The 22,818-nt window shown below is 39.1% G+C and carries 23 protein-coding genes; 1 reads left to right on the top strand and 22 read right to left on the bottom strand.

Annotated features, from left to right (window positions below; translation table 11 throughout):
- Window positions 1–105 precede the first annotated feature (105 nt).
- From EUBHAL_RS08790 to EUBHAL_RS08710, 17 genes are all read right to left on the bottom strand, one after another.
- Complete coding sequence (locus EUBHAL_RS08790) at window positions 106–405, bottom strand: type II toxin-antitoxin system RelE/ParE family toxin (RefSeq protein ID WP_005348172.1); 300 nt, start codon at window positions 403–405, stop codon at window positions 106–108.
- A gap of 1 nt (window position 406) precedes the next feature.
- On the bottom strand, window positions 407–655 hold the full coding sequence (locus tag EUBHAL_RS08785) for a type II toxin-antitoxin system prevent-host-death family antitoxin (RefSeq protein ID WP_005348170.1): 249 nt from the start codon (window positions 653–655) through the stop codon (window positions 407–409).
- A gap of 125 nt (window positions 656–780) precedes the next feature.
- Entirely contained in the window at window positions 781–1,572 is a 792-nt protein-coding gene (trpA, locus tag EUBHAL_RS08780; RefSeq protein ID WP_005348168.1) for a tryptophan synthase subunit alpha, read from the bottom strand.
- Window positions 1,573–1,589: 17 nt separating this feature from the next.
- Window positions 1,590–2,762, bottom strand: a complete 1,173-nt coding sequence (gene trpB, locus EUBHAL_RS08775) for a tryptophan synthase subunit beta (RefSeq protein ID WP_005348166.1) — start codon at window positions 2,760–2,762, stop codon at window positions 1,590–1,592.
- Between the two features lie 15 nt (window positions 2,763–2,777).
- Window positions 2,778–3,461, bottom strand: coding sequence for a phosphoribosylanthranilate isomerase (locus tag EUBHAL_RS08770; RefSeq protein ID WP_005348164.1), 684 nt, complete (start codon window positions 3,459–3,461; stop codon window positions 2,778–2,780).
- Window positions 3,462–3,571: 110 nt separating this feature from the next.
- On the bottom strand, window positions 3,572–4,357 hold the full coding sequence (gene trpC, locus EUBHAL_RS08765) for an indole-3-glycerol phosphate synthase TrpC (RefSeq protein ID WP_005348163.1): 786 nt from the start codon (window positions 4,355–4,357) through the stop codon (window positions 3,572–3,574).
- Window positions 4,358–4,427: 70 nt separating this feature from the next.
- Window positions 4,428–4,991, bottom strand: coding sequence for an anthranilate synthase component II (locus tag EUBHAL_RS08760; RefSeq protein ID WP_022169789.1), 564 nt, complete (start codon window positions 4,989–4,991; stop codon window positions 4,428–4,430).
- A 75-nt stretch (window positions 4,992–5,066) separates the two neighbouring features.
- Window positions 5,067–6,467 carry an anthranilate synthase component I gene (gene trpE / locus EUBHAL_RS08755; RefSeq protein ID WP_005348159.1) on the bottom strand — a complete coding sequence of 467 codons (1,401 nt, stop codon included), beginning with the start codon at window positions 6,465–6,467 and terminating at the stop codon, window positions 5,067–5,069.
- Window positions 6,468–7,340: 873 nt separating this feature from the next.
- Window positions 7,341–8,288 carry a type I phosphomannose isomerase catalytic subunit gene (locus tag EUBHAL_RS08750; RefSeq protein WP_005348156.1) on the bottom strand — a complete coding sequence of 316 codons (948 nt, stop codon included), beginning with the start codon at window positions 8,286–8,288 and terminating at the stop codon, window positions 7,341–7,343.
- Window positions 8,289–8,416: 128 nt separating this feature from the next.
- Window positions 8,417–8,776, bottom strand: coding sequence for a DUF956 family protein (locus EUBHAL_RS08745; protein WP_005348155.1), 360 nt, complete (start codon window positions 8,774–8,776; stop codon window positions 8,417–8,419).
- Between the two features lie 110 nt (window positions 8,777–8,886).
- Window positions 8,887–9,801, bottom strand: a complete 915-nt coding sequence (locus tag EUBHAL_RS08740; protein WP_005348154.1) for a PTS system mannose/fructose/sorbose family transporter subunit IID — start codon at window positions 9,799–9,801, stop codon at window positions 8,887–8,889.
- A 20-nt stretch (window positions 9,802–9,821) separates the two neighbouring features.
- Window positions 9,822–10,622, bottom strand: a complete 801-nt coding sequence (locus EUBHAL_RS08735) for a PTS mannose/fructose/sorbose transporter subunit IIC (protein ID WP_022169792.1) — start codon at window positions 10,620–10,622, stop codon at window positions 9,822–9,824.
- A 31-nt stretch (window positions 10,623–10,653) separates the two neighbouring features.
- Window positions 10,654–11,643 (bottom strand): mannose/fructose/sorbose PTS transporter subunit IIB, encoded by a 990-nt coding sequence (locus EUBHAL_RS08730; protein WP_005348152.1) that lies wholly within the window; start codon window positions 11,641–11,643, stop codon window positions 10,654–10,656.
- Between the two features lie 46 nt (window positions 11,644–11,689).
- Window positions 11,690–13,603, bottom strand: a complete 1,914-nt coding sequence (locus tag EUBHAL_RS08725) for a BglG family transcription antiterminator (protein WP_044922747.1) — start codon at window positions 13,601–13,603, stop codon at window positions 11,690–11,692.
- A gap of 200 nt (window positions 13,604–13,803) precedes the next feature.
- Window positions 13,804–14,835, bottom strand: coding sequence for a PTS fructose transporter subunit IIC (locus EUBHAL_RS08720; protein WP_278183910.1), 1,032 nt, complete (start codon window positions 14,833–14,835; stop codon window positions 13,804–13,806).
- A 4-nt stretch (window positions 14,836–14,839) separates the two neighbouring features.
- Window positions 14,840–15,541 (bottom strand): PTS fructose transporter subunit IIB, encoded by a 702-nt coding sequence (locus EUBHAL_RS15355; RefSeq protein WP_005348147.1) that lies wholly within the window; start codon window positions 15,539–15,541, stop codon window positions 14,840–14,842.
- A 51-nt stretch (window positions 15,542–15,592) separates the two neighbouring features.
- Window positions 15,593–16,042: a PTS sugar transporter subunit IIA gene (locus EUBHAL_RS08710; protein ID WP_005348145.1), complete on the bottom strand. Its 450-nt coding sequence runs from the start codon at window positions 16,040–16,042 to the stop codon at window positions 15,593–15,595.
- A gap of 673 nt (window positions 16,043–16,715) precedes the next feature.
- On the opposite strand from EUBHAL_RS08710, the gene spoIIID reads away from it, so the two are divergent.
- On the top strand, window positions 16,716–16,976 hold the full coding sequence (gene spoIIID / locus EUBHAL_RS08705; RefSeq protein WP_005348140.1) for a sporulation transcriptional regulator SpoIIID: 261 nt from the start codon (window positions 16,716–16,718) through the stop codon (window positions 16,974–16,976).
- A gap of 114 nt (window positions 16,977–17,090) precedes the next feature.
- On the opposite strand, the gene EUBHAL_RS08700 is transcribed toward spoIIID, so the two are convergent.
- From EUBHAL_RS08700 to EUBHAL_RS08680, 5 genes are all read right to left on the bottom strand, one after another.
- Complete coding sequence (locus EUBHAL_RS08700; RefSeq protein WP_005348139.1) at window positions 17,091–17,834, bottom strand: FadR/GntR family transcriptional regulator; 744 nt, start codon at window positions 17,832–17,834, stop codon at window positions 17,091–17,093.
- 227 nt (window positions 17,835–18,061) lie between these two features.
- Complete coding sequence (gene larA / locus EUBHAL_RS08695; protein WP_005348138.1) at window positions 18,062–19,348, bottom strand: nickel-dependent lactate racemase; 1,287 nt, start codon at window positions 19,346–19,348, stop codon at window positions 18,062–18,064.
- A gap of 17 nt (window positions 19,349–19,365) precedes the next feature.
- Window positions 19,366–20,508, bottom strand: a complete 1,143-nt coding sequence (locus tag EUBHAL_RS08690; protein ID WP_005348137.1) for an acyl-CoA dehydrogenase — start codon at window positions 20,506–20,508, stop codon at window positions 19,366–19,368.
- Window positions 20,509–20,993: 485 nt separating this feature from the next.
- Window positions 20,994–21,998 (bottom strand): electron transfer flavoprotein subunit alpha/FixB family protein, encoded by a 1,005-nt coding sequence (locus EUBHAL_RS08685; protein ID WP_005348136.1) that lies wholly within the window; start codon window positions 21,996–21,998, stop codon window positions 20,994–20,996.
- A gap of 13 nt (window positions 21,999–22,011) precedes the next feature.
- Entirely contained in the window at window positions 22,012–22,815 is an 804-nt protein-coding gene (locus EUBHAL_RS08680) for an electron transfer flavoprotein subunit beta/FixA family protein (RefSeq protein WP_005348135.1), read from the bottom strand.
- Between the last annotated feature and the right edge of the window lie 3 nt (window positions 22,816–22,818).

Here is a 22,818-nt window from a genome sequence, read left to right as displayed (position 1 = left end):
TCCAGGGATTCTTGCTTCGACCATACCAGTTATTATTACACCTTTTTCTCTGTATCTCCACAAGCGTTACTTCGATGAATTCTTCATCTACTATATTTATTCTTATCAATCAAAAATTCTTGTAATATCCTGATACCGATTAATCACTCGATAAATCTCTACAAACTCATTGCTCATTTTATAAATAATCACATAATCTTCCCATATTGCATATTTATAGTCTGTTCGGAAACTGACTCGTTTTGAAAGATCTGCTCCCATTCCTGGAAACATATGTAGGTTTTCGAATTTGCCATAAATTTCTTTTATGGTCTTTATAGCATATTCTTCGTTATCTTCAGCAATGTAATCCTTAATATTTTTCAAATCTTTTGCAACAATTGGATTAATTCGCAGCTTTAGCATCTTACTCCTCCACAAGTGTCTTCAACTCGTCTAAATCCAGCCATCCTTTGCCATCTTTCACTGCTTCTTCGGCTTCCTGAAGTTTCATTAGAAGTTTTTTCTCTGCGCGCTCACGCTCATAATCTTCAATATCTATAACTACAAAACGTCCTCTGCCATTCTTAGTCAGATATACCGGTTCTCCTTTGTGGCATTTTTTCAAAACTTCATTATAATTTCTCAAATCAGATACTGGTAAAATACTTGCCATATTCCTTCAGCTCCTTCCTTTGACCTCATACTTTTTCTGTTACTTTTATTATACACAAAAAGCTGTAAAATTCAACGTAATTTTTTACAGCTTAAATTGTATCTTTTTCAAAAACAGAAAACTGGCTAAGCGTTTAATTCCTTCTTAAACTTGCGGATATATTCTTTTGCCACATCCAGATTATAATTATTTTCTTCCATAAGTTCAATGAAATGTGTTCCGACAATGCAGCCATCAATCGTATCTTTTAATCCGGCTACGTCTTCTGCTGTGCGGATTCCGAATCCCATCATGACCGGAATCTTAGATACAGCTTTTACATTTTCCAGATACTTTCTTACGTTTTTATGGAAATGTGCTGCCTGTCCGGTTACACCCATAGAGGATACGCAATAGACATAGCCTCTTGCATTTTCTAAGATCATTGGGATTCTGTCTGCGGATACTGGTGCGACAAGCTGAATGAGGATTGGTGCATTTTCTGTGTTGTCGAGTGCTTCTACTAATTCGAACTGTTCTTCTTTTGGAAGGTCTGGGATGATAAGACCGTCTACGCCGACTTCGGCACATTTCCTGGCAAATGCATCTACGCCGTAGTAAAGGATAGTGTTATAGTACATCATAAATACGAGTGGCACATCGCAGTCTTTTCTTACCTCTTCTACCGCTGCAAATACACCTTTTAAGTTTGTTCCTTTACAGATGGAACGATAGGATGCATCCTGGATAACCGGACCGTCTGCGGTTGGATCGGAAAATGGAATTCCTAACTCGATAATATCAATTCCTGCTTCTGCCTGTGCTTTGATTAAGGCTTTTGTGCCTTCCATATCCGGCAGACCGGCAGTCATATATGTCACAAATGCTTTTTCATTTTTATTTTGTAATTCTTCCATTCTTTTTTCAATGCGGTTCATTTTTCTATCCTCCTCTTTTATTTATCTTTAAAATACTCTGCAATCGTATGTACGTCCTTGTCTCCACGTCCGGAAAGGTTTACAACCATAATCTGGTCTTCTGTCATTGTTTTTGCCTTTTTAAATGCGTATGCTAATGCATGGGCGCTCTCGATTGCCGGGATGATTCCTTCTTCGCGGCAAAGCTCTCTTAATGCCTGCATTGCCTCGTCGTCTGTGATAGAAACGTAGGTTGCTCTTCCGCTATCGTGCAGGTAAGCATGTTCCGGTCCAACCCCCGGATAATCAAGCCCAGCGGAGATGGAGCTTGCAATCTGGATATTTCCATCCTCGTTCTGAAGCAGGTAGGAGCGCATTCCATGAAGTACACCTGCTTTTCCTGAGGCAAATGCACTGGCATGTTTTCCTGTCTCTATTCCGAATCCCGCTGCTTCTACACCAATTAATTCTACGTCTTTTTCATCAATGAATTCTGCAAACATTCCGATGGAGTTGGAACCGCCGCCTACGCAGGCAAGTACGCAGTCTGGAAGTCTTCCTTCTTTTTCAAGAATCTGTTTCTTTGTCTCTACGCTGATAACTTTCTGGAATTCCTTTACCATCTGTGGATATGGATGAGGGCCTACCGCAGAACCGATAATATAGAAAGTATCTTCTGCATTTTTCGCCCATGTACGAATCGCCTCGTTTGTGGCATCTTTTAAAGTACGGCTTCCACTCTTTACACATTCTACCTTTGTTCCAAGCATTTCCATACGGAATACGTTTAATGCCTGGCGTTCCATATCTTCTTCGCCCATAAATACGGTACATTCCATATCAAACAGTGCTGCTCCTGTCGCAGTAGCCACACCATGCTGGCCTGCTCCTGTTTCTGCGATGACTTTCTTTTTGCCCATTCGTTTTGCTAAAAGAATCTGTCCGATCACATTATTGATTTTGTGTGCACCGGTATGATTCAAGTCCTCACGTTTTAAATAAATCTTTGTGCCGTATTTTTTAGAAAGCTTCTCTGCGAAGTAAAGAGGAGTCTCTCTTCCGACATATTCTTTTAAATAGTAGTTATATTCCTCGATAAATTTCGGATCATTAATTGCCTCATTATATGCTGTCTCTAATTCTGCTAATACACTCATCAGAGATTCTGCTACATATTGTCCACCGTATTCACCATATTTTTTATTCTGCATAATAAAATCCTTTCATCAATCATGTACCATTGTTACTATTGTTCTTATTTTTTCTGGATCCTTTCCGTGGAAAGTTCCATCTTCACTTGTTTTTTCTACCGCGGAACTTAAATCAATTACGTCTGGAGCCACTTGTGAAATTGCCCTTTTTACATTCGTTTCATCAATTCCTCCTGCAAGAAAAATCATTTTTTTGTTTTTTTTATGAGAAACATCTTTCGATGCATCTGTCTTTTGTCTTTGTCTGATATTATCAAGCAGACTCCAGTCAAATGTTTTCCCACTTCCAGGTGTCTTGCTGTCAAATACATAGCCTTTTATTTTGTCTTTTGCTTCGTATTCATTCAGTTTGTCTAAATCAGACACATTAAATGCTCTTAAAATCGGAAGCTTGCATTGTTTATATACATCTTCAGTAACCGTTCCATGAATTTGAATATAATCAAATCCAGCTTTTTCAATTTGCCTTATCTGCTCTGTTGTCGGTGAGACAACGACTGCCACTGTCCGAATTTTTTTATCTACTTTTTCAAGCAAATGTTCCGCCTGCTCTATTGATATATTTCGGTTGCTTTTTGGAAAAAATAAAACAAATCCGATATAATCCGGCAGATAAGTGTTGACTGCCTTAATATCTGCCTCACAGGTCATTCCACATATTTTAATTTTGGTATGGCTATTTATTAGCTCTTTATCCATCTTACAAACTCTCTATCATTCCTCTTTAATCAGCTTGATTTTTATTCTTTTTTGACAGATTACAAATTCTGTTATCAGATTTGTTCTTCACTGCCTTATATTTTATTCTCTTACTTTTCGTTATATAGGTTCTTCCATTCTGTTGCAAGTTCTCTTGGATGTTCCGATAGCATAAATGCACCACCAATCAAGAGCGCATCTACTTTACATTCCTTTAAAAATGCAATATGCTCGTTCGTTGTCACACCACTTTCCGAAACAAATACCGTTCCTTCCGGCACCATCGGGCGAAGTCTCTTTGTATTTTCAAGGGAAATGGTAAAGTCTTTTAAATTGCGGTTATTTACACCGATGATTTTCGGCTGGATTTTTAATGCCCGCCCCATTTCTTCTTCATCATGTGTTTCTACTAATACGTCCATCCCCAGCTCCGTTGCCAGCTTATAATATTCTGCCATCTGCTCATCGCTAAGAATCGCCGCAATAAGCAGGATACAGTCCGCTCCAATCACCTTTGCCTCATAGATCTGATATGGATCGATAATGAAGTCTTTTCGTATCATCGGCAATGGAGAAATATTTCTGATTTCTTTAAAATAATCGGTGTTTCCGAGGAAATGGTCTTCCTCTGTCAGGCAGGAAATGGCATCGACTGATATGTTATATTCATCAATTCTGTCCATAAGTTCCATCGTCATCTCGATTTTTCCCATGCTGGGAGATGCCTTTTTAAACTCTCCGATAATGGATAATCCCGGCTTTGCTAACGCTTCATAAAAGGAAATGCTTTTTCTTTCTGAAACAAGGGCAAGTTCTTTCATTTGCTCCTCGCTAGTGCGGGCTTTATGCTCTTTTAAGCGTTTTTTCTTGTCTTCTACAATTACATCTAAAATCATCGTTTTTTTGTCACCTCTTTTTTAAACACGCTTTAGAAAAATTCTCTATTATTTTTATTATGGTTGATTATTACAATTCCAGAAAGTTCTCTATCATCTTTTTTCCATGATCTGTATAAATAGATTCTGGATGGAACTGAATTCCTATCAATGGATATTCTTTATGCTGCATCGCCATGATTTCTCCATCTTCTGTTCTTGCTAATATTTCAAAAACGTCTGGCAGTGTTTTTTCGTCTACAGCAAGGGAATGATATCTTGCCACATGAACCGGGCTTGGGATTCCCTCAAAAACGCTCTTTCCATCGTGTTCGATTAACGACTGTTTTCCATGCATCAGTTCTTTTGCATGAATGATTTTTGCTCCAAATGCAGCTCCGATGCTCTGATGTCCCAGGCAGATGCCAAGGATTGGTTTTTTCGTGTAAAAATGTTTTACTACGTCCATACAAATTCCGGCTTCTTTCGGACTTTTCGGTCCCGGTGAAAGAACGATTCTGTTCGGATTTAACTGCTCGATTTCTTCGATTGTAATTTTATCATTTCGAACGACTTTAATATCTTTTTCAAAGATTCCCATGTACTGATACAGATTATAAGTAAAGGAATCGTAATTATCAATTAGTAATATCATAAGGTTTCCTCCTGAAATAGAGTATTTCTCAAACACGCTCTAATACGCTGCACATCTTTCTTCCGACTCAAATCCTCAAGGTACCAGAACCTTCGCAAGAGCCCTTGCTTTATTGCAGCACTCGTTGTACTCGCTTTCTGGGTTACTGTCTGCCACGATACCTGCTCCTGCCTGAATGTAAACTTTATCGGCTTTTTTAATCATTGTTCGAATCGTAATACAAAAATCCATGTCTCCGTTAAAATCAATGTAACCAATTGCTCCTCCGTAAAGTCCTCTTCTTACAGATTCCAGTTCATCGATAATTTCCATCGCGCGAACCTTTGGCGCACCACTTAATGTACCTGCCGGAAGAAAGGCATTTACAAGGTCAAGTGGATGATATTCGCCTTTTTTTCTTCCTTCTACCAGCGAAACGATGTGCATAACATGGGAATATTTCTGAATATGCATGAAGTCTCTTACCTTTACCGTTCCAAACTCTGCGATTCGTCCCATGTCATTTCTTGCGAGATCAACAAGCATAACGTGTTCTGCTTTTTCTTTCGGGTCTTTCATCAGACCTTCTGCAAACTTCTGGTCTTCTGCATCATCTTTTCCACGAGGTCTTGTTCCGGCAATCGGACAGGTCAGTACTTTGTTGTCTTTTTGCTTTACGATCATTTCCGGAGAACTTCCGATAATTTCAAATTCTTCAAAGTTGAAATAATACATATATGGGGAAGGATTAATTTCTCTAAGTTCCTTATATAAATCAAAACCTTTCTGCTTCGTCTCAATCGTCCATCTCTGGGAAAGTACCGTCTGGAATACATGTCCATCTATAATATACTGTTTAATCTTATTTACTTTTTCACTATATTCTTCTAAAGTATCTGACTGCTTTATAATCTTTCCATCCGGCTGAAACTCTGACTTCTCATCTTTCCGAATATTTGCAAACGCTTCCTTCACCATTTCTTCACAGCGGAACATCGCTTTTTTCCTTCCTGCTTCTGTATCATCTTCCACAACAACCGCTGTCATTGTCTCTGCAAAATGGTCAATAGATAAAAACTCTGTCACAAGCATCAATGAAATCGTACTGATTCCAATCTCATCTGGATTATTATCCGGCAGCTCCTCTTTATACCTTACAAAATCATAGCCAAGACCACCAACAAGACCGCCTGTAAACGCAAGCTGCTCATCATCCTTACGAATCTCGAAATCACTATAATATCCTTTCAAAAGATCTACGGGATTGCCGCTAAGCTCCTTTGTTGTTCCATCCTCCTTCTCAATAACCAGCCCATTTTCTTTACTCTTAATGACTTCCTCTGGATTCTTTCCCATAAAGACGTAACGTCCGTTATTCTTATCATAACTTTCCAGAAGAAATCCCTTTTTCTTTCCTACAAAACTTTGATAAATCTGTACTGCTGTCTCATCAATAAGACTGACTGTCTTACTATATGCTCTTCTTATTCGTTTCATTTGTACCCCCTTCTTTTCTGTAGGCTGCTTTATATTTTTATGTTGTGGAAGCTTTTTGTGGCATTAAAAAAGTCCCTGACGTTCATAAAAAACATCAGGGACGAAATATTCCGCGGTACCACCCTTATTAATCACTTAAAATTATTCTTTAAAAATCTTTTTCTACCTTTCCACTCTCTAAACTTCAAAGTAAAACTAAAATCTTCTGGAACAATTCTATGTCATTCTCTCTAAATCCGATACGGATCAGATGATTCTTCAAATCCTATACAGCCACCAAATATAAACTATATCTGATTATTCTATAGTATCTATAAACGATTCTATAAAACAAGCTATGCTGTACTGTTCTTACAATCTCTGTCGATATCCTACCCCTGTAACGCGAGGACGCGGCATCAGCTACTGTTAATTCACCTTGCATCTCCCAAATCCATTCCCTTTTCCCTCACATATCGGCTTCCACCTAATCCGACTCTCTGGTATGCTGTGGATAAAAGGTACTACTTTTGTTCAACGATTTTCCTACAGTCTTAATATGTTTTACAGTATAGCAACTTTTACGCTTTATGTCAATAAATTATTTTAAATTAGTGAGGAGGTGGGAATAAACAGACGAAGCCACAGCCCCTATGCTATGCAAAAATGCTTCATTTCGCTGCGTCCAAACTGCTCAACCGCAATTTGGACTTGTTCTAAGGCGCATTTTTACATAGCATAGGGGCTGTGGCTTCTGTTTTTTCTAAACCCTACAAATTCTTTCCGATTCTATGTATTCCATCCCCACAAATTAGGGGTGATAGATTTGAGGAAGTGAATTGGAGCATTATCTCTTGGGGAGCGTCTACCTTGCCTGCGGCAAACCAGAATTCCCTACCCTCTTATTGTAGTTAAAAGTGCATCACACACACCTTCTATACTATATTCCCCGCTTCCAGCAGTAAGGAAAATGCTATCTCCCTTTTTGTAAGATACGCTCTCACCATTGCTGGTGATGGTTCCTTCGCCGTCTAAAACGAGAATGCTCAAGAAGGATTTTTCCGAAACAGTTCCCTCAAGTTTGTTAAAGGTTGTTCCATCGAGGTTCAGTTTGTCTACTGTAAAGTAGTCGCAGTCAGCGATATGTGGATAATGACTGTCATCCTTTTTCGCTGGTGCACAGTTCGTTACAGCAACGGCTTTCTCGATGTGGAGTTCTCTCTTCTTTCCGTCCTTTCCAACTCTGCCATAATCGTATACACGATAAGTTACGTTGGAGTTCTGCTGGATTTCTGCGATGATGAGTCCTTTACCGATGGCATGAATTGTTCCAGCTTCGATAAAAAATACATCTCCTTTATGAACAGGTACTTTATTCAGTACTTCAAGAAGAGTGTCTTCTTCGATTCTTTTTGTAAATTCATCTTTGCTGATTTCTCTGTTAAATCCGTGGTAGAGGCAGGCTCCTTCTTCTGCATCCACTACATACCACATCTCGGTTTTGCCATATTGCCCTTCATTTTTTAAGGCGTACTCGTTATCTGGATGTACCTGGATAGAAAGGTTGTCCTGTGCATCGATGAATTTTGTTAAAATAGGAAAGTCCTCAAAACGCTCGCAGTTTGTTCCGAGTACTTTCTTTCCGTGTTCCTCAATATACTGTCTTAATGTCTTGCCAGCATCTTCGCCATTGGCAACAAAGCTTGGACCGTCTGGATGACAGGATAATTCCCATGTCTCTGCTAATCGGTCGCCTGTCATTTCTTTTCCGTAGTTGTCTACGAGTTTATGTCCGCCCCAGATGTAATCTTTTCCGCTTGGTTTTAATTTTAAAATTGCCATTTTCGTCTCCTTTTAGCAAAAGTATGTTCATATTTTCTGAATCGTTTCAGTCAGAATCATTATAATACTTCCATCGTAAAATGTTAAGGTCAAAAGGTATTTTGTCCCTAACTTGATGTCACTGATATTTACTTTTTAAACGCTCTTTTTAACACGTCAAAAAAGCTTAAGGAGCGAACCATATGGTCAGATGGAACATAATTTCTTACCGCACGAAGAAGTTCTTTTGGTTTCTTTGCTGCAAAGGTAAAGGTTCCGCTTTTTTTTGTCTGAATGGCGAAGCGAGGAATATATTTGCCCTTAAACATAACAGATGCTATGACATAATCAACCTCTTCCCATGGAATCTGGATATAGTCATTCATCTTTTTTTCGTTATAATATTCGAAACCTCTGTCGCCAATCATAATTTTTCCGTAATTATTCATTCCGTGAAAGGAAGTGGCATCCATAACCAGATCCACTTTAGTATTGAGTGATTGTGCCATTATGCATCCTCCTTTGTATACATAACACAGCAAGGGCTGTGCAAAAATATCGGAAATATTTTTGTCACAGCCCCCTTTGTATTGCTTATTCCGCTTTAATTAAACTTAAATTACAGAATACCTACTACATGTCCTAAGATACCTACTACAAACAATGCAAGGATGATTACGATAGGAGAAACTTTCTTCTTGAGTAACCACATACATAACAGTGTCAGTAATAATGGCATAAGACCTGGAATTAAGGAATTTAAGTTGTCCTGTAAAGTTGTAACCTTTGTAGGCTCTAAAGCCATTCCGGAAGCATACTGGGAAATTGCTGTCTTAATACCTTCTGCTCCTGCTGGAAGGCTGTTCCAGTCAATGTAAGCACCATCACTTAATTTTACTTTTGATACAACTGGAATAAAGTTGATACTTACCCAGCGTTCGATCAGCGAACCAAGTACGAACATACCAAGAATAGAAGCAATCTTTGTTACTTTCTGTAAAAGTCCACCGGAAAGGTCTTCAGAAATCTTGCTACCAGCCCGGTAACCAAATTCCTGTGTATACCACATAAATGCCCAACGGATTACGTTCCATAATACGAAGAACAAGATTGGTCCTAAGATGCTTCCGCCCATAGCGAGGGATGCACCTAATGCACCAAGCATTGGACGAGCAGTAAACCAGAATACTGGATCACCAACACCGGCTAAAGGTCCCATCATACCTACTTTTACACCCTGAATAGCTGCGTCATCTACTTGAGCACCGTTAGCTTTCTCTTCCTCTAAGGCAAGAGTTACACCAAGTACTGGAGAAGCTACATATGGATGTGTGTTGAAGAACTCAAGGTGTCTCTTTAAAGCTGCCTTCTGATCTTCTTTGTTTGTGTACAGTTTCTTAATCGCCGGAATCATGGCGAAACACCATCCACCGTTCTGCATACGTTCATAGTTCCATGAACCCTGAAGGAAAGTAGAGCGGAGTGCAACAGATCGACGATCTTGTTTTGATAAAGTAATTTTTTCTTCTGCCATTTCTATACCCTCCTTACTTCTTAATAATCATTTAAAATGTCATCGAGTGGATCACCAACGTTTCCACCGCCACCGTTTCCGTTTCCACCTTTTTCAGATAAGTTGATGTAGATGAAAGCGATTGCAAGAGCGATTGCACCAAGAGCGATCAGTGTAAGGTCTGAAATAGCTGCCAGACAGAAACCAATTGCGAAGAATGGCCAAACTTCTTTTGTTGCGATCATGTTGATAACCATTGCATAACCAACAGCTACTACCATACCACCACCGATGGACATACCATCTGTTAACCATGCAGGCATAGACTGTAAGAAGTTCTGTACTGTTTCAGTAGGGATTGCAAGAAGACATGCTGCAGGGATTGCAATACGAAGTCCCTGTAAGCAGATGGCAATGATGTGCCACATTTCTACACCTCTGAAATTAACCTTCTCAGCTTCAGCATCCATACGGTGAACACATGCTACAGAAAGAGTACGAACAACCATTGTTAAGAATAAACCTGCTACAGCAAGAGGGATAGCTACAGCAATCGCTGTACTTACACCTTTTACTCCCTGTCCACCAAGAACAAGGATAATAGCAGATGCAACAGATGCTAAAGCAGCATCCGGTGCTACAGCAGCTCCGATATTAGCCCATCCAAGAGCGATCATCTGAAGACTACCACCAAGAACAATACCTGCCTCGAGATTGCCTGTTACCAGACCAATCAATGTACATGCTACCAAAGGCTGATGGAACTGGAATTCATCAACAACACCTTCGATACCAGCGAGAAAGGCAACTATAACAACTAAAATCATTGAAATAATTGACATGACTTTTCCTCCTAATATTAATTGCTAAATACTATTTTGCTAATTCAGCTTTTGCTTTTTTAAGAATCTCATCCATGTTATCCTGAGAATCACTTGGAACTTTACGAACGTCAAACTTAACGCCTAACTTCTTAAGTTCTTCGAATGTCTCGATATCTTTTTCATCTAAAGATAATACTTTGCTGACTGCTACCTTGCCAACAGAGTGAGCCATAGAACCAATGTTAAGTTCCTTAATATCTACTCCACCTTTGATTGCTGCAAGAGCATCCTGAGGTGTTTCAAATAATAATAATGCCTTTGTGTTTCCAAAACGGGTATCTTTTGATACCTGAATCATCTTGCTGATTGGAACTACGTTCGCTTTTACCCCTGGAGGCGCTGCTTCACGAATCATGCTCTTACGAAGGTCATCGTGTGCTACACCGTCAGATACAACGATAATTCTGTTTGGTCCTGTAGTCTTTGTCCATGCTGTTGCTACCTGTCCATGGAGCAGACGGGAGTCGATACGTGCAAGCACATATTTAATCTTTCCATCTCCTACTACGGTTCCTTCTGGTAATGCTCCCCTTGGCTGTCCATCGGAAGTAGCTGCTACCTTTTTCTCTTCCTTTGGCTCTAAGCTTTCTGGGTAAATCTTAACGCCTTCTTTTGCACTTCCGGAAATCTGAACAGCAAGTTCATGTGCTGTATCCATCATCATACGGGAAGCGTAAGCGTCAATGAGCATTGGCAGGTTAAGACCAGCAACAATTGCCCATGTATCCTCGTGACCAGCGATCAGGCCATTAGCCTGATTAAATGGAGTACCTCCCCATAAATCAACGAGAATTAACACCTGTTCCGGGTCTTCGAAAGATGCAACTGCTTCTTCCATTTTCTTTCTCACATCATCCGGTCCTTCGTTAGGCTGCAGTGTTACGGCTGCCACGTTTGGCTGTTCACCAAAAATCATGGAAGCTGACTGCTGGATACCGGTCGCAAAATTGCCATGTGTTGCGAGAATAATTCCTACCATGTTAACTTCACATCCTTTCCTCTCCTGTTAGAAATTATTAGTTACTCTATCTCAATATTTGAAACAGCTTTTGTCTAAAAACCTCATCTGGAAGATTCTTTTCCATCTGAAGTTTTTTGATACTTTCCTCTACTTCCGGATCTGCCATCGTCCGATAAAATGTATTAAAAAGCATCGGTTTTTCTTTGAGCATCTCTGAGGATACTGCGAATAAAAATGCACAGCTTACTTTAGAATCATCCCACAAAATCGGATGATTCATTCTTCCAATGACAAGTCTTGTATTCTGAACCATTGCCGGATTTCCATGTGGCAGGGCAATGTGGTTTAAACTTGTGGAAGACATCTCCTCTCTTTCGAGAACAGACTGCAAATATTTTTCTGTTACAAAATCTTCTTCTAAAAGTGGCTGTACCATCGCTTTTACTGCGGATTCCATATTCTTTTCTTCAATTGGAAGAATAATTGCTTCTAATATATTTAATTCCAATAAATGGTTTACCTGAATTTCTTTAATTCCTTCCTTAATCTTTTGCATCTCACGCTCCGGAAGGGCCATTGAAATGTAGATAATCGGAAAATCAGCTTTGAGAATGCGCTCGGTTGTCACAATGTAGTCGCAATCTGGATTCTTAAGCTGCTTAAATTCCTGCAGGGAATACATTCCCGTGACTTCCACACCAACAAGCTTTCTCTCGATTTTAGAGCGGATAATTCTGGCCGCTGCCGCACCGAAATGACAGACAATAATAATTTTCGTCTTCTCACCCGCATCCTTCATTCGCTCTATCGCCGCCTGAAAATGAATGGCTAAATAAATAAGATCATTCTCTTTCATAGACAGATTATAGATATCTGCTATGTAATCTGCCGCAATGGCCGCCATCTCGAATCCAAAAGGATACTGACGTTTCATGGACTTTAACATATATTCATCTGTCTCAACATCCAAATGATTTCCACGAAGAATCGTCGTATAAATATGAGAAGATAACCCCTCAATCAAATCTTCGTCCTCGCTGAAATCTGCACTGAGTCTCTCGCTGATTCCTTTAAGAATCTCCTTAATCGGATGCCGCATCTTATCCATAATCTGATCCTGACAGGCGATTTTTTGTTTACGTAGCGATAACAGTAATGTATACATATATCGCAGTTCTTCTTTAGAATCCGGCAGACGAAATTCCTGACACCATCCAAGTATCCATTCATACAATCCGTCAAATTCCTGCGTATTAATAAAATCTTCCTGTACCGCAACCGGCTTTTCTGTATTCTCACTGTCTGCATGACGCGTGAGAAACAAAATATAAAGGAAAAGCTGCTGCAAGGATTCATCAGTAAGCTGAAACCATTCCAGCCTCTGCAATGCCTGAATTGCTCCTCTTGTCCTCAACATCTGTTCCTTTGTAAAATAATGAAACAGTGGAAAATGGAGACTATCAAACTGCTCCAAAGCTACGATGTAATCCTCTCCGAATAAATATGGAAAAAGTATCTTTACAAATACCTCTCTTCTCTTATTCTGGGATGCTGCATAGCGGATACCATAATGCCGCTGTGCCTGAATATCTTCCGGATACTTTTTCATGATTGCCGCTAAATGCTTCTCTGCGTAAGACTTGCTTACTAAAAGCTCATCTGCAATTTCCTGTATGGTAAGGAAATTATCATGTAGTACCAGAAGTAAGAGGAATCTTCTCTCAAATTCCATCTCAAAGCGAGGGATGCTCACACTCATCACTTCCGCAAACTTCTCATGCCCCTTTACAAGTATTTGATTACTCGAAACAAACTGGACATCCACTCCGAATTCTTTCAGTGTCTCGGACAACTCCTTTAACTGATTCTTCAAAGTCTTTACAGATACTCCCAGATACTCTGACATAGCCTTAAGTTCGACAACTTCATAATCTCTTAAGTACTCTATCATCTTCATATCTCGTCTTGTGAATCTCATGTTTACGAACCACTCCTCACTCACCAAAAATTCTATCAAATTCTTCAAAAATGTAAAACTCATAGTTTGACTTATTTTTGAACAAAAGATGTGCTTAACTTAAGATTTTATTTCATTTTACTTGCGATTTCAATATGTGAAAGGGTATTTTTTTGAAAAAAATGTCAACTTTGTACTGTTATTTTCTATCTACTGGAATTTTATCTATTTTTTTCTTGTCGTCTCTTAAATGCTAATACGATTGCAATAGAAAGTGCTGTTCCTGCCATCACACAAAGAAAATATAATGACATATAGTTCGTAGCTTTAAATAAAGCCACAACTAAGCCCCCATGTGGCACAGCCGAAGTCACGCCGCACACAGCAGCCGCCGCTCCAGTAAGTGCAGAACCTGCAACAACTGCCGGAAGAACGTGTCCGGGGTCAGAAGCTGCAAAAGGTATCGCCCCCTCGCTGATTCCTATGATTCCCATAAATATAGTATATATTCCTGCACTCTTTTCCTCAGGTGTGAACTTATCTTTTCCAACAACTGCTGCGATTCCCATAGAGAGCGGAGCCACTGCAATGGAAGTAGATACAATCCCCATAATCTGAAGATTTCCCTGTGCAATTGAAGTCACACCAAAGAAAAAGGCGACCTTATTAATCGGACCTCCCATATCTATGCCAACCATCGCACCAAGCACAATACCAAGCACAACTGCACTGGAAGGATTCTTCGCAAGTTCCACAAGCAAACTGTTTAACAGATCCGTTATCAGTGTAACTGGCTTTCCAAGCACAAATATAAACAAAGCGGATACTACTGCGACACCGGTCAGCGGAATAATAAATATTGGCATCATCGGCTTAAACTCCTTAGCAAGATTCCAGCTGTTCATCCATTTCACAAGATAACCAACAAGATAGCCGACAATAATACAACCGATAAATCCCGTTCCTCCCTCCGTTCCAAGAATCTCTCCATCTGTTGCCACCATCGCCCCGATCATCGCCGGAGCAAGGGTTGCCCTTCCTGCAATGGAAAAAGCAATAAAGCCTGACAAAATTGGATACATCAGCGTAAAGGCAAGATTACCGATAGCATGAATCTTATTCCATAAACCAATATAGACAACCGTTCCATCTGCAGAAGTCTGTGCCCCCATTGATACCGACAGCGATACTAACATCCCTCCCACAACAACAAATGGTATCATATAGGAGGCTCCATTCATAAGCTGTCCTATAATATCAATATCTGAAAGATCTTTGGGCTCTTTCTCCTGTTTTTTTCTTTTTTGTTTTTACTATCTTATTCTTATTATTTTTATCACTTTGTTTTGCTTTATTGTTCCCAGCTATTGACTGTTCATTTTCCAATTCTTGCCTATAGCCTTTTCCGACTATCTTTTCAGTTTTCTGATTTTCTTGCGTATTTTCAACTATTCTACTTCTATTTATCGCATTTTGGTACGTTATATTTTGTTTTACCGCATCTCCATTTTTTTCTCTGTTTTCAATATTTTTATCTTCTGTATTTTCAGCATTTTTATCTTTTGCATTTTTATTTTGAAAATTCTCTATATTTCCAGAGTTTTCATTTCTGTTTTGATTATTCTCATTTTGAAAAGAAGCCCCTCCCATAATGAAACTATCTTGTTCTAACCGCTCAAAAACACCCTGTGTATTCTTTAATAACGGTTTGATTCTTGTTTTTAAAACCCACTTGCCATAAAATCTCTCTGGCTCCTCAATTACTACATCCGCGGCTATGATTACATAATCCGCTTTTGCAATCTCCCGTTTGGTCAGCTTATTTTCCGTCCCCTGCGAGCCTTGTGTTTCTACTTTCACCTCATAGCCCAGTCTCTCACATTCCTTTTCTATGCGGGCTGCTGCCATATAGGTATGTGCGATTCCGGTAGGGCACTTGGTAACTCCAATTATTTTCATATCTTTCCTCTATAATTGCTCTTTGAACATTATTCTTAAAATATTCCAAAATCATTCCAATTCATTCTTTACATACTGATAAACTGCCTCTGTGCTCCTGCAATTACGAAAATCGGCAATAAACTTCTCATCCACAAGTTTTCTGGCAAGCCTGGACAAAAACACCAGATATTTTTCCTGTCCCTTCTCTTCTGGTGCGATAATCGCAAATGCAATATCTACTTTTTTGTCATCAAATGACTCCCACTCTATAGGATATCGAAATCGGACAATAAATAACTGTACTTCATCAATTTCTTTTATAATTGCATGAGGAATGGCAATCCCCTCACCACATCCTGTCGAATCCCACTCTTCTCTCTTCCAGAATGCTTTCTCTAACTGTGTCGCATCTAACATAGTCTGTTTTGCGCAAAGTCTGCTTATCGTTCTTATTGCTTCCTTTTTTGTACCAGAAACTGCTACGATATTGTCAAATATTTTTTCCTTTTTTACTAGCATATCCAATTACTGCTCTCCCTTATTTCCAGTCTTATTTTCCAGAGTATATTTGAAAATGCAAAAAGTAATCCACCTATCTCAATTGCAAAAAAATTTTCAAACACACTCTGATTTTCATTTTTTACCATCAGTCGCAATACTTATTGATAACACAGCTCTCTTCTATATTCTATTTTCCCTATTCTACTGTCTTTATTGTACCAAAAGAAAAACAACGGTAAAACACTTTCTTTTTCCGTTTTTATTCCTTTCTATACGTCTTTCAACCGTCATTTTTTGTTTCTTTTTCAGGACAATTAGCCATTTTGCTTATAATAATTGTTCTCCTGTCGATGCAATAAGAATTCATTTATTCACAATGCCAAGAAAAGACGTAAAAAAACGGTTATTCTTGTCAAACTCATGCATAGACAATCCGGGGTAAAATTGGTATACTAGAGTCAAGATGAGTGATACGATTTCATCTCGTCTCAACTATTCAATTAAATTATCCAATAGAGCAGTCACTCCTCCTCCTTCAATGTGGCTGCTCGCAAGAACACCGTTTCCAATCAGCCATCAGAACGGTGTTTTTTTGCGTCTGTGTTGCCACTTCTGTATATTATATCTTTTTGGCATGTCTTTGGATTTTTCTTCATATGATTGTAAAAAGATTTAAGATAGGGATTTTATAATGAGGGATTACATTGAATTACGTGCTATTGAGGTCGGGAAATACATTATTGACTCGAAGGCTACGGTGAGGAAGACGGCTACAAAGTTTGGAGTTAGTAAATCGACGGTACATAAGGATTTAACGGAGAGGCTGCCGCAGATTGACCATCATCTGGCGGATGAGGTTCGTGATATTTTAGATATTAATAAGTCGGAGAGACATATCCGGGGTGGTATGGCTACGAGACAGAAGTATTTGCTTCTTCATCGGGTAAACTAAAAAAAATGGCTTGTCTGAATTGTTATAAAATATCTCTGAAATAAAAATCAAGAAAAAAACTCCTGTTTGTTTCAGAAACATCGAAAAAGATGAATAGGAAACAAACAGAAGTTTTTATTTTCCCTGGTTTTCCATTTGTTGTTGTAGTCGTTCAAGCTGTTCTCCTACTATGTCAAAATGCCGCTGCATTGCGAAGCTTCCTGCTACAAAGTCTTTGGCCACTAAGGAATCGTAAATATTCCAGTGGGCACGTCTTAACGCATCTGCCTGCCTTTGGTTTGCCATAATACGAACACGAAAATCTGCGATAAACTGATTTATTAATTCTGCGATCATCGATGTGTATAACACAATCATGCGGTTATGGGAAGCTTCTATGAGCTTGTTATGAAATTGCATATCAAGCTTACCGCTTTCTTTTGGATTCTCAATTTCATCCATCTTGATTAAAATCTGATGCATTTCTTCGATTTCTTCTTCTGTCGCATTTTTAATCGCAAGACGTAATGCTACTGTCTCATATCCCATACGAATATCATATACTTCTGTATATTTGATTTGCTGAAGCGACATAACCATGTTCATGAACTTTACCATATAGTCCTGTGGCTCACAGCGGAGATAGTTTCCACTTCCCTGCCTACATTCAAGAAGTCCGTTAATCTCTAACATGTGCATTACTTCACGGATGGAATTACGACTTACATCTAATTTCTCTGCGATTTCTCTTTCTGGCAGAATCTTGTCATTTATTTTTAATTCACCGGATAAAATCTGCTCAGAAAAATAGTCGAATACATACTGATATGTCTTTTGATTTTTCATTTTGTAAGTTTTAAAATCTGTGAATTCATTCATTTTCTCGCCACCTCCCTGTCATATTTTTATCATTCTGTATATCTAAATGTCTATTTTATAAGATTCTTGCTCTTTTTGCAAGTGAAAAACTTTAACACGACACGATAAAAAAATGGCGGGCCCACTGCTCATTTGCAGGCCCGCCTACAAAATGTGAAAAATGAATTTCACATTAAGCAAACATATTTTGGCTCGAGATTTATTTGAATCTTTTCAAATAAACTTTATTATTCCGGTTTTTTTACCATAACGGAAACGCCATCCGGAATAATTGAAATATGGGCATCTTTTCCCTTTTCTTTTATGGCCATTTCCAAAGCTTCGTTTACATCATTTGCAACGGCAAAGCCCATCTCCTGTGCCATTTTGCGATGCTCTTCGCACATGACATAGATAACTTTATGCTGCATTAAGATACGACACTGTATCTGATATTCCCACTGGTCTGGTTTTGTCTGGTCCTGTGGAACTTTTAAGATTTCTGCCATGAGGTCTGCCGGACTGGAGCAGTTTTTCAGCGCTTCATAGAAGCCTTCTCCTCCATGTCCGTCCCCACAATTGGAAACCATAATAAGAATACCATCATCTTTTGCTGCCGCTTCTGCTGCAGTCATTCCTTTTACGGACTGATACATATTCTGGTCAAGTGGATATCCGCCGTTGGTAGAAATAGCGATGTCTGCGGCTTTTTTAGGAACTACCTGGCAATAATCCTGCAAGAACTTACATCCTGCGGCATGGGCTTCAATTGCATCGCCCGCAACGGCGTGTACCACTTTCTTGTCTGCATCAATAATGACGTTAACAATATATTTCTGATGCGCCATTTTACTGGCAGCGATCATATCTTTATGAATCGGATTTCCCTCTAAGATTCCTGTTCTGCTGTATGGAGAATCAATGAACTTGGAGCAGTGATTTCCGAGTACCGTTACTTTGCTAGATACTCCTGGAAGGATGCTCTTTCTTCCTCCTGAGAAGCCTGCAAAGAAATGGGTTTCTATAAATCCTTCGCTTACGAGAAGGTCTGCATTTGCAGCGATTTTGTTAATTAAAAGAGGAGCTCCTGATGGAAGTGTACCGATGTTTGCCATTGCATCCATGTCCTGACTGTCATGAATCGCAATACACTCATTATCTACGATTTCCTCGCCAAACTTACCAACTAACTCTTCTCTTGTTGTTGCTCTGTGGAATCCCGTTGCAATCAAAAGGGTGATCTTTGCATCTGGATTGCCTTCTCTTATTTCTTTCAGCATAAATGGAATAATATGCTTACTTGGAACAGGTCTTGTGTGGTCAGAACAAATAATTACTACATTTTCTTTTCCTTTTGCAAGCTCTGAAAGCTTTGGAGAACCAATTGGATGCGCCATTGCCTCGAGAACGATTTCGTCTTCTGTCTTATCGCTCTTTGGCATGGACTCGATGGACGAGGATAAAACCTCGTAGTCCATCGAATCATCTATGTGCAGCATCATACCTGTGGTTGAAAAAGGTAATTTCATATCCATGCTGCTCAACTCCTTAACTATTTAACACCCATCCATCCAGAGATAACCATCATCTGTACTTCAGAAGTTCCTTCATAGATTTCTGTAATCTTAGCGTCACGCATCATTCTCTCGATTGGATAATCTTTTGTATATCCATATCCACCATATAACTGTAAGCAGCGTGTTGTTACATCCATAGCGTTTCTAGCTGCTACTAATTTAGCCATAGCTGCTTTGTGTGAGAATGGTTCGTGATCATCTTTTGCACATGCTGCCTGATAAACAAGAAGCTTAGCTGCTTCTGTCTGTGCACGCATCTGAGCCATTTCAAACTGTGTATTCTGGAACTGAGAAATTCTTCTTCCAAACTGTTTTCTCTCAGTGATATATTTTGTTGTTTCTTCTAATGCACCTTCTGCAATACCAAGTGCCTGTGCTGCGATACCAACACGACCGCCATCTAATGTCATCATTGCATATTTGAAACCTTTGCCAAGTTCACCAACAAGGTTTTCTTTAGGAACGATACAGTCTTCAAAAATAAGTTCGCATGTAGAGGATGCGCGGATACCTAATTTATCTTCATGTTTTCCGATAGAGAATCCTTTGTATCCTTTTTCTACGATAAATGCGGAGATACCTTTTGTTCCCTGAGATTTATCTGTCATAGCAAGTACGAAGAATACATCTGCTACACCTGCGTTTGTGATAAAGATCTTAGATCCATTTAATACCCAGTGGTCACCAGCATCTACTGCAACTGTCTGCTGTCCGGATGCATCTGTACCAGCGTTAGGTTCTGTTAATGCGAAAGCACCAATCCATTCACCAGAACATAACTTAGGAAGATATTTCTGTTTCTGTTCTTCGGAACCAAACTGATAAATAGGTGTTGCACATAAGGAAGTATGTGCAGAAAGGATAACACCTGTAGATGCACAGTATTTACTTAATTCTTCTACTGTCTGGATATATGCTAATGTATCCATTCCAGCTCCGCCGTACTCTTCTGGGAAAGGAATTCCCATCAGTCCCATTTCTGCCATCATTTTGACATTTTTCATTGGGAATTCTTCTGTTCTGTCGATTTCAGCAGCTAAAGGTTTTACTTCGTTTACTGCAAAATCATGCACCATTTCTAATATATCCTGATGTTCCTCGTCCTGTCTAAAATTCATAACTATTTCCTCCTGTCACGGTCGTTATTATTTCGTTGCTTTGAATTTAAAATAATGAATTTAAAATAATGAATTTAAAATGTTGAATTTAAAATAAAACCACAACAATATATAATATTGTTCACTTGTTTTACCTGTCATCGATTTTTCAAGCATTTTCCGCTCTGAAAAATCGACTGCAATTACTTTTTCTTTGTTATCATGTTACGTTTTTGTTGATATTTTTTTAACAAATTTACCTGTGACTCAATTCACAACAATCTTACCTGACGGCTATTTCATTTTATATCGTACTGGAAATCTCTGCAGGATTGATATATTGCTTTTATGTGTTTAGATCTGACCCTCCGGCTTGAGAGGGCCAGATAATTACAAACTTGGTAATACTATTTTTATACTTTGTCTTTCTTTATTCTATACTTTGCGTTTCTCTCAACCATTTTCTAAAGATTGGTTCATTATGCTCTTAAACTTAATTTATATTTTTAAGCTTTCTCTGCTTTAAATGCTTCTGTTAATGCTGGAACTACTTCATTTAAGTTTCCAACGATTCCGTAGTCTGCTACATCAAAGATTGGAGCATCTGGATCTTTATTAATTGCTACGATTGTATCGGAACCAGAGATACCTGCTACGTGCTGGATAGCACCGGAAATACCGATTGCAAAATATAACTTCGGAGCAACTGTCTTACCTGACTGTCCTACCTGATGTGCATGCGGCATCCAGCCTGCATCTACTACTGCACGGCTGCATCCAACAGTTGCGCCAAGTACGTCGGCAAGATCCTGTAATAACTGGAAGTTTTCCTGAGAACCAACTCCACGTCCACCGGAAACAATAATCTCTGCTTCTTCAAGGTTGATAGATTCAGCAACTTCTTTTACTCTCTCTATGAGGGTTGTACGAATTTCATCTGCAGCTACCGTAATCTCTTCTTTTACGATCTCACCTGTTTTTGCTTCATCGTAAGCACCTTTTTTAAATACTGCCGGACGAACAGTACCCATCTGAGGTCGGTTTTCTGGACACATGATTGTTGCCATCAGGTTTCCACCAAATGTAGGACGTGTCCATGCAACATTTCCTGTCTCTTCATCAATTGCGATTGCTGTACAGTCTGCCGTAAGACCTGTTTTTAATCTACAAGAAACTCTAGGTCCTAAATCACGACCATTGTTTGTAGCACCAATCATCAATGTTTCTGGTTTATATTTTTCTACTAATGCAACAAGTGCTTTTGCAAAAGCATCTGTTGTATAGTATTCATATTCTGGTCCATCAACGATAATTGCGGAATCTGCACCATAGCAGATGGCATCTTTTGCAACACCCTCAATGTCTTTACCAATAACAACTGCGATCAATTCACAGCCTTTTTCCTGTGCAAGTGGTTTTGCTGCGTTGATTAATTCAAAACCAACATTTTTTGGCTTACCACATTCTGTTTCAATAAAAACCCAAATATTTTTATAATCTGCAAGATTCATTATTCAGTCCTCCTTACAAAATTTTTGCGTCGTAAATTAATTTAACAACCTCTTTTGCTGCATCTTCTGCTTCCATACCTTCAAGTTTTACACCATTCTTTTCTGTTACTGGTGTATATGTTTTCTTTACTTTTGTTGGAGAACCACTTAAACCGCAACGCTCCAGGCTGATTGCAGGAATATCTTCTTCTGTAAGAACAGGAATCTCTTTTTTCTTTGCAGCCATTTTACTCTTGATGGTTGGATATCTAGGTTCGTAAGGAAGTCTGACTACTGTAACTACTGCTGGAAGCTGTGTAGAAATCATATCGTAACCTTCGTCACATTCACGTTTTACCTGAATATCTCCGTCTTTTTCAATGATGTCTAATGCGTATGTAATCTGTGGAAGTCCAAGATGTTCTGCGATTTCCGGTCCAACCTGTGCGGTATCACCATCAACTGCCTGTTTACCACAGAGAATTAAATCAAATTTTAATCCTTCTTTTTCCTCTACTGCCTTGATTGCTTCAGAGAGGATATAGCTTGTTGCTAATGTATCCGATCCGCCGAACTTTCTGCTGGAAATAAGATATCCTGCGTCAGCTCCTACAGAAAGACAGGTTTTAATTGCTTCTTTAGCCTGTTCTGGTCCCATGGAAATAACAACTACTTTGCCGCCTAATTTTTCTTTTAAGCGGACACCTACTTCCTGTGCATAGGTATCAAAAGGATTTACAATACTTGGAACTCCCTTTCTTACCAGTGTATGTGTAACTGGATCTACCTTAATCTCATTAGTATCAGGTACTTGTTTGATACAAACACAAATATTCATTCT

The organism is Anaerobutyricum hallii DSM 3353 (assembly GCF_000173975.1).
Taxonomy (GTDB): domain Bacteria; phylum Bacillota; class Clostridia; order Lachnospirales; family Lachnospiraceae; genus Anaerobutyricum; species Anaerobutyricum hallii.
Note: the sequence above shows the minus strand (reverse complement) of the source record. Positions and strands in the feature narration are given on the sequence as shown.

Coding starts and splice junctions, on each gene's coding strand:
- EUBHAL_RS08745 (WP_005348155.1), bottom strand. CDS start 8,776: ATGGCACAATCACTCAATACTAAAGTGGATCTGGTTATGGATGCCACT.
- EUBHAL_RS08730 (WP_005348152.1), bottom strand. CDS start 11,643: ATGGTAGGAATTATTCTCGCAACACATGGCAATTTTGCGACCGGTATC.
- trpE (WP_005348159.1), bottom strand. CDS start 6,467: ATGAAACGAATAAGAAGAGCATATAGTAAGACAGTCAGTCTTATTGAT.
- EUBHAL_RS08785 (WP_005348170.1), bottom strand. CDS start 655: ATGGCAAGTATTTTACCAGTATCTGATTTGAGAAATTATAATGAAGTT.
- EUBHAL_RS08710 (WP_005348145.1), bottom strand. CDS start 16,042: ATGCTAGTAAAAAAGGAAAAAATATTTGACAATATCGTAGCAGTTTCT.
- EUBHAL_RS08690 (WP_005348137.1), bottom strand. CDS start 20,508: ATGAATTTTAGACAGGACGAGGAACATCAGGATATATTAGAAATGGTG.
- EUBHAL_RS08770 (WP_005348164.1), bottom strand. CDS start 3,461: ATGGATAAAGAGCTAATAAATAGCCATACCAAAATTAAAATATGTGGA.
- EUBHAL_RS08740 (WP_005348154.1), bottom strand. CDS start 9,801: ATGGCAGAAGAAAAAATTACTTTATCAAAACAAGATCGTCGATCTGTT.
- EUBHAL_RS08725 (WP_044922747.1), bottom strand. CDS start 13,603: ATGAGATTCACAAGACGAGATATGAAGATGATAGAGTACTTAAGAGAT.
- EUBHAL_RS08790 (WP_005348172.1), bottom strand. CDS start 405: ATGCTAAAGCTGCGAATTAATCCAATTGTTGCAAAAGATTTGAAAAAT.
- EUBHAL_RS08680 (WP_005348135.1), bottom strand. CDS start 22,815: ATGAATATTTGTGTTTGTATCAAACAAGTACCTGATACTAATGAGATT.
- EUBHAL_RS08735 (WP_022169792.1), bottom strand. CDS start 10,622: ATGTCAATTATTTCAATGATTTTAGTTGTTATAGTTGCCTTTCTCGCT.
- EUBHAL_RS08750 (WP_005348156.1), bottom strand. CDS start 8,288: ATGGCAATTTTAAAATTAAAACCAAGCGGAAAAGATTACATCTGGGGC.
- trpB (WP_005348166.1), bottom strand. CDS start 2,762: ATGCAGAATAAAAAATATGGTGAATACGGTGGACAATATGTAGCAGAA.
- EUBHAL_RS08760 (WP_022169789.1), bottom strand. CDS start 4,991: ATGATATTACTAATTGATAATTACGATTCCTTTACTTATAATCTGTAT.
- trpA (WP_005348168.1), bottom strand. CDS start 1,572: ATGAACCGCATTGAAAAAAGAATGGAAGAATTACAAAATAAAAATGAA.
- spoIIID (WP_005348140.1), top strand. CDS start 16,716: ATGAGGGATTACATTGAATTACGTGCTATTGAGGTCGGGAAATACATT.
- larA (WP_005348138.1), bottom strand. CDS start 19,348: ATGGATATGAAATTACCTTTTTCAACCACAGGTATGATGCTGCACATA.
- EUBHAL_RS08700 (WP_005348139.1), bottom strand. CDS start 17,834: ATGAATGAATTCACAGATTTTAAAACTTACAAAATGAAAAATCAAAAG.
- trpC (WP_005348163.1), bottom strand. CDS start 4,357: ATGATTTTAGATGTAATTGTAGAAGACAAGAAAAAACGCTTAAAAGAG.
- EUBHAL_RS15355 (WP_005348147.1), bottom strand. CDS start 15,541: ATGAAAATAATTGGAGTTACCAAGTGCCCTACCGGAATCGCACATACC.
- EUBHAL_RS08685 (WP_005348136.1), bottom strand. CDS start 21,998: ATGAATCTTGCAGATTATAAAAATATTTGGGTTTTTATTGAAACAGAA.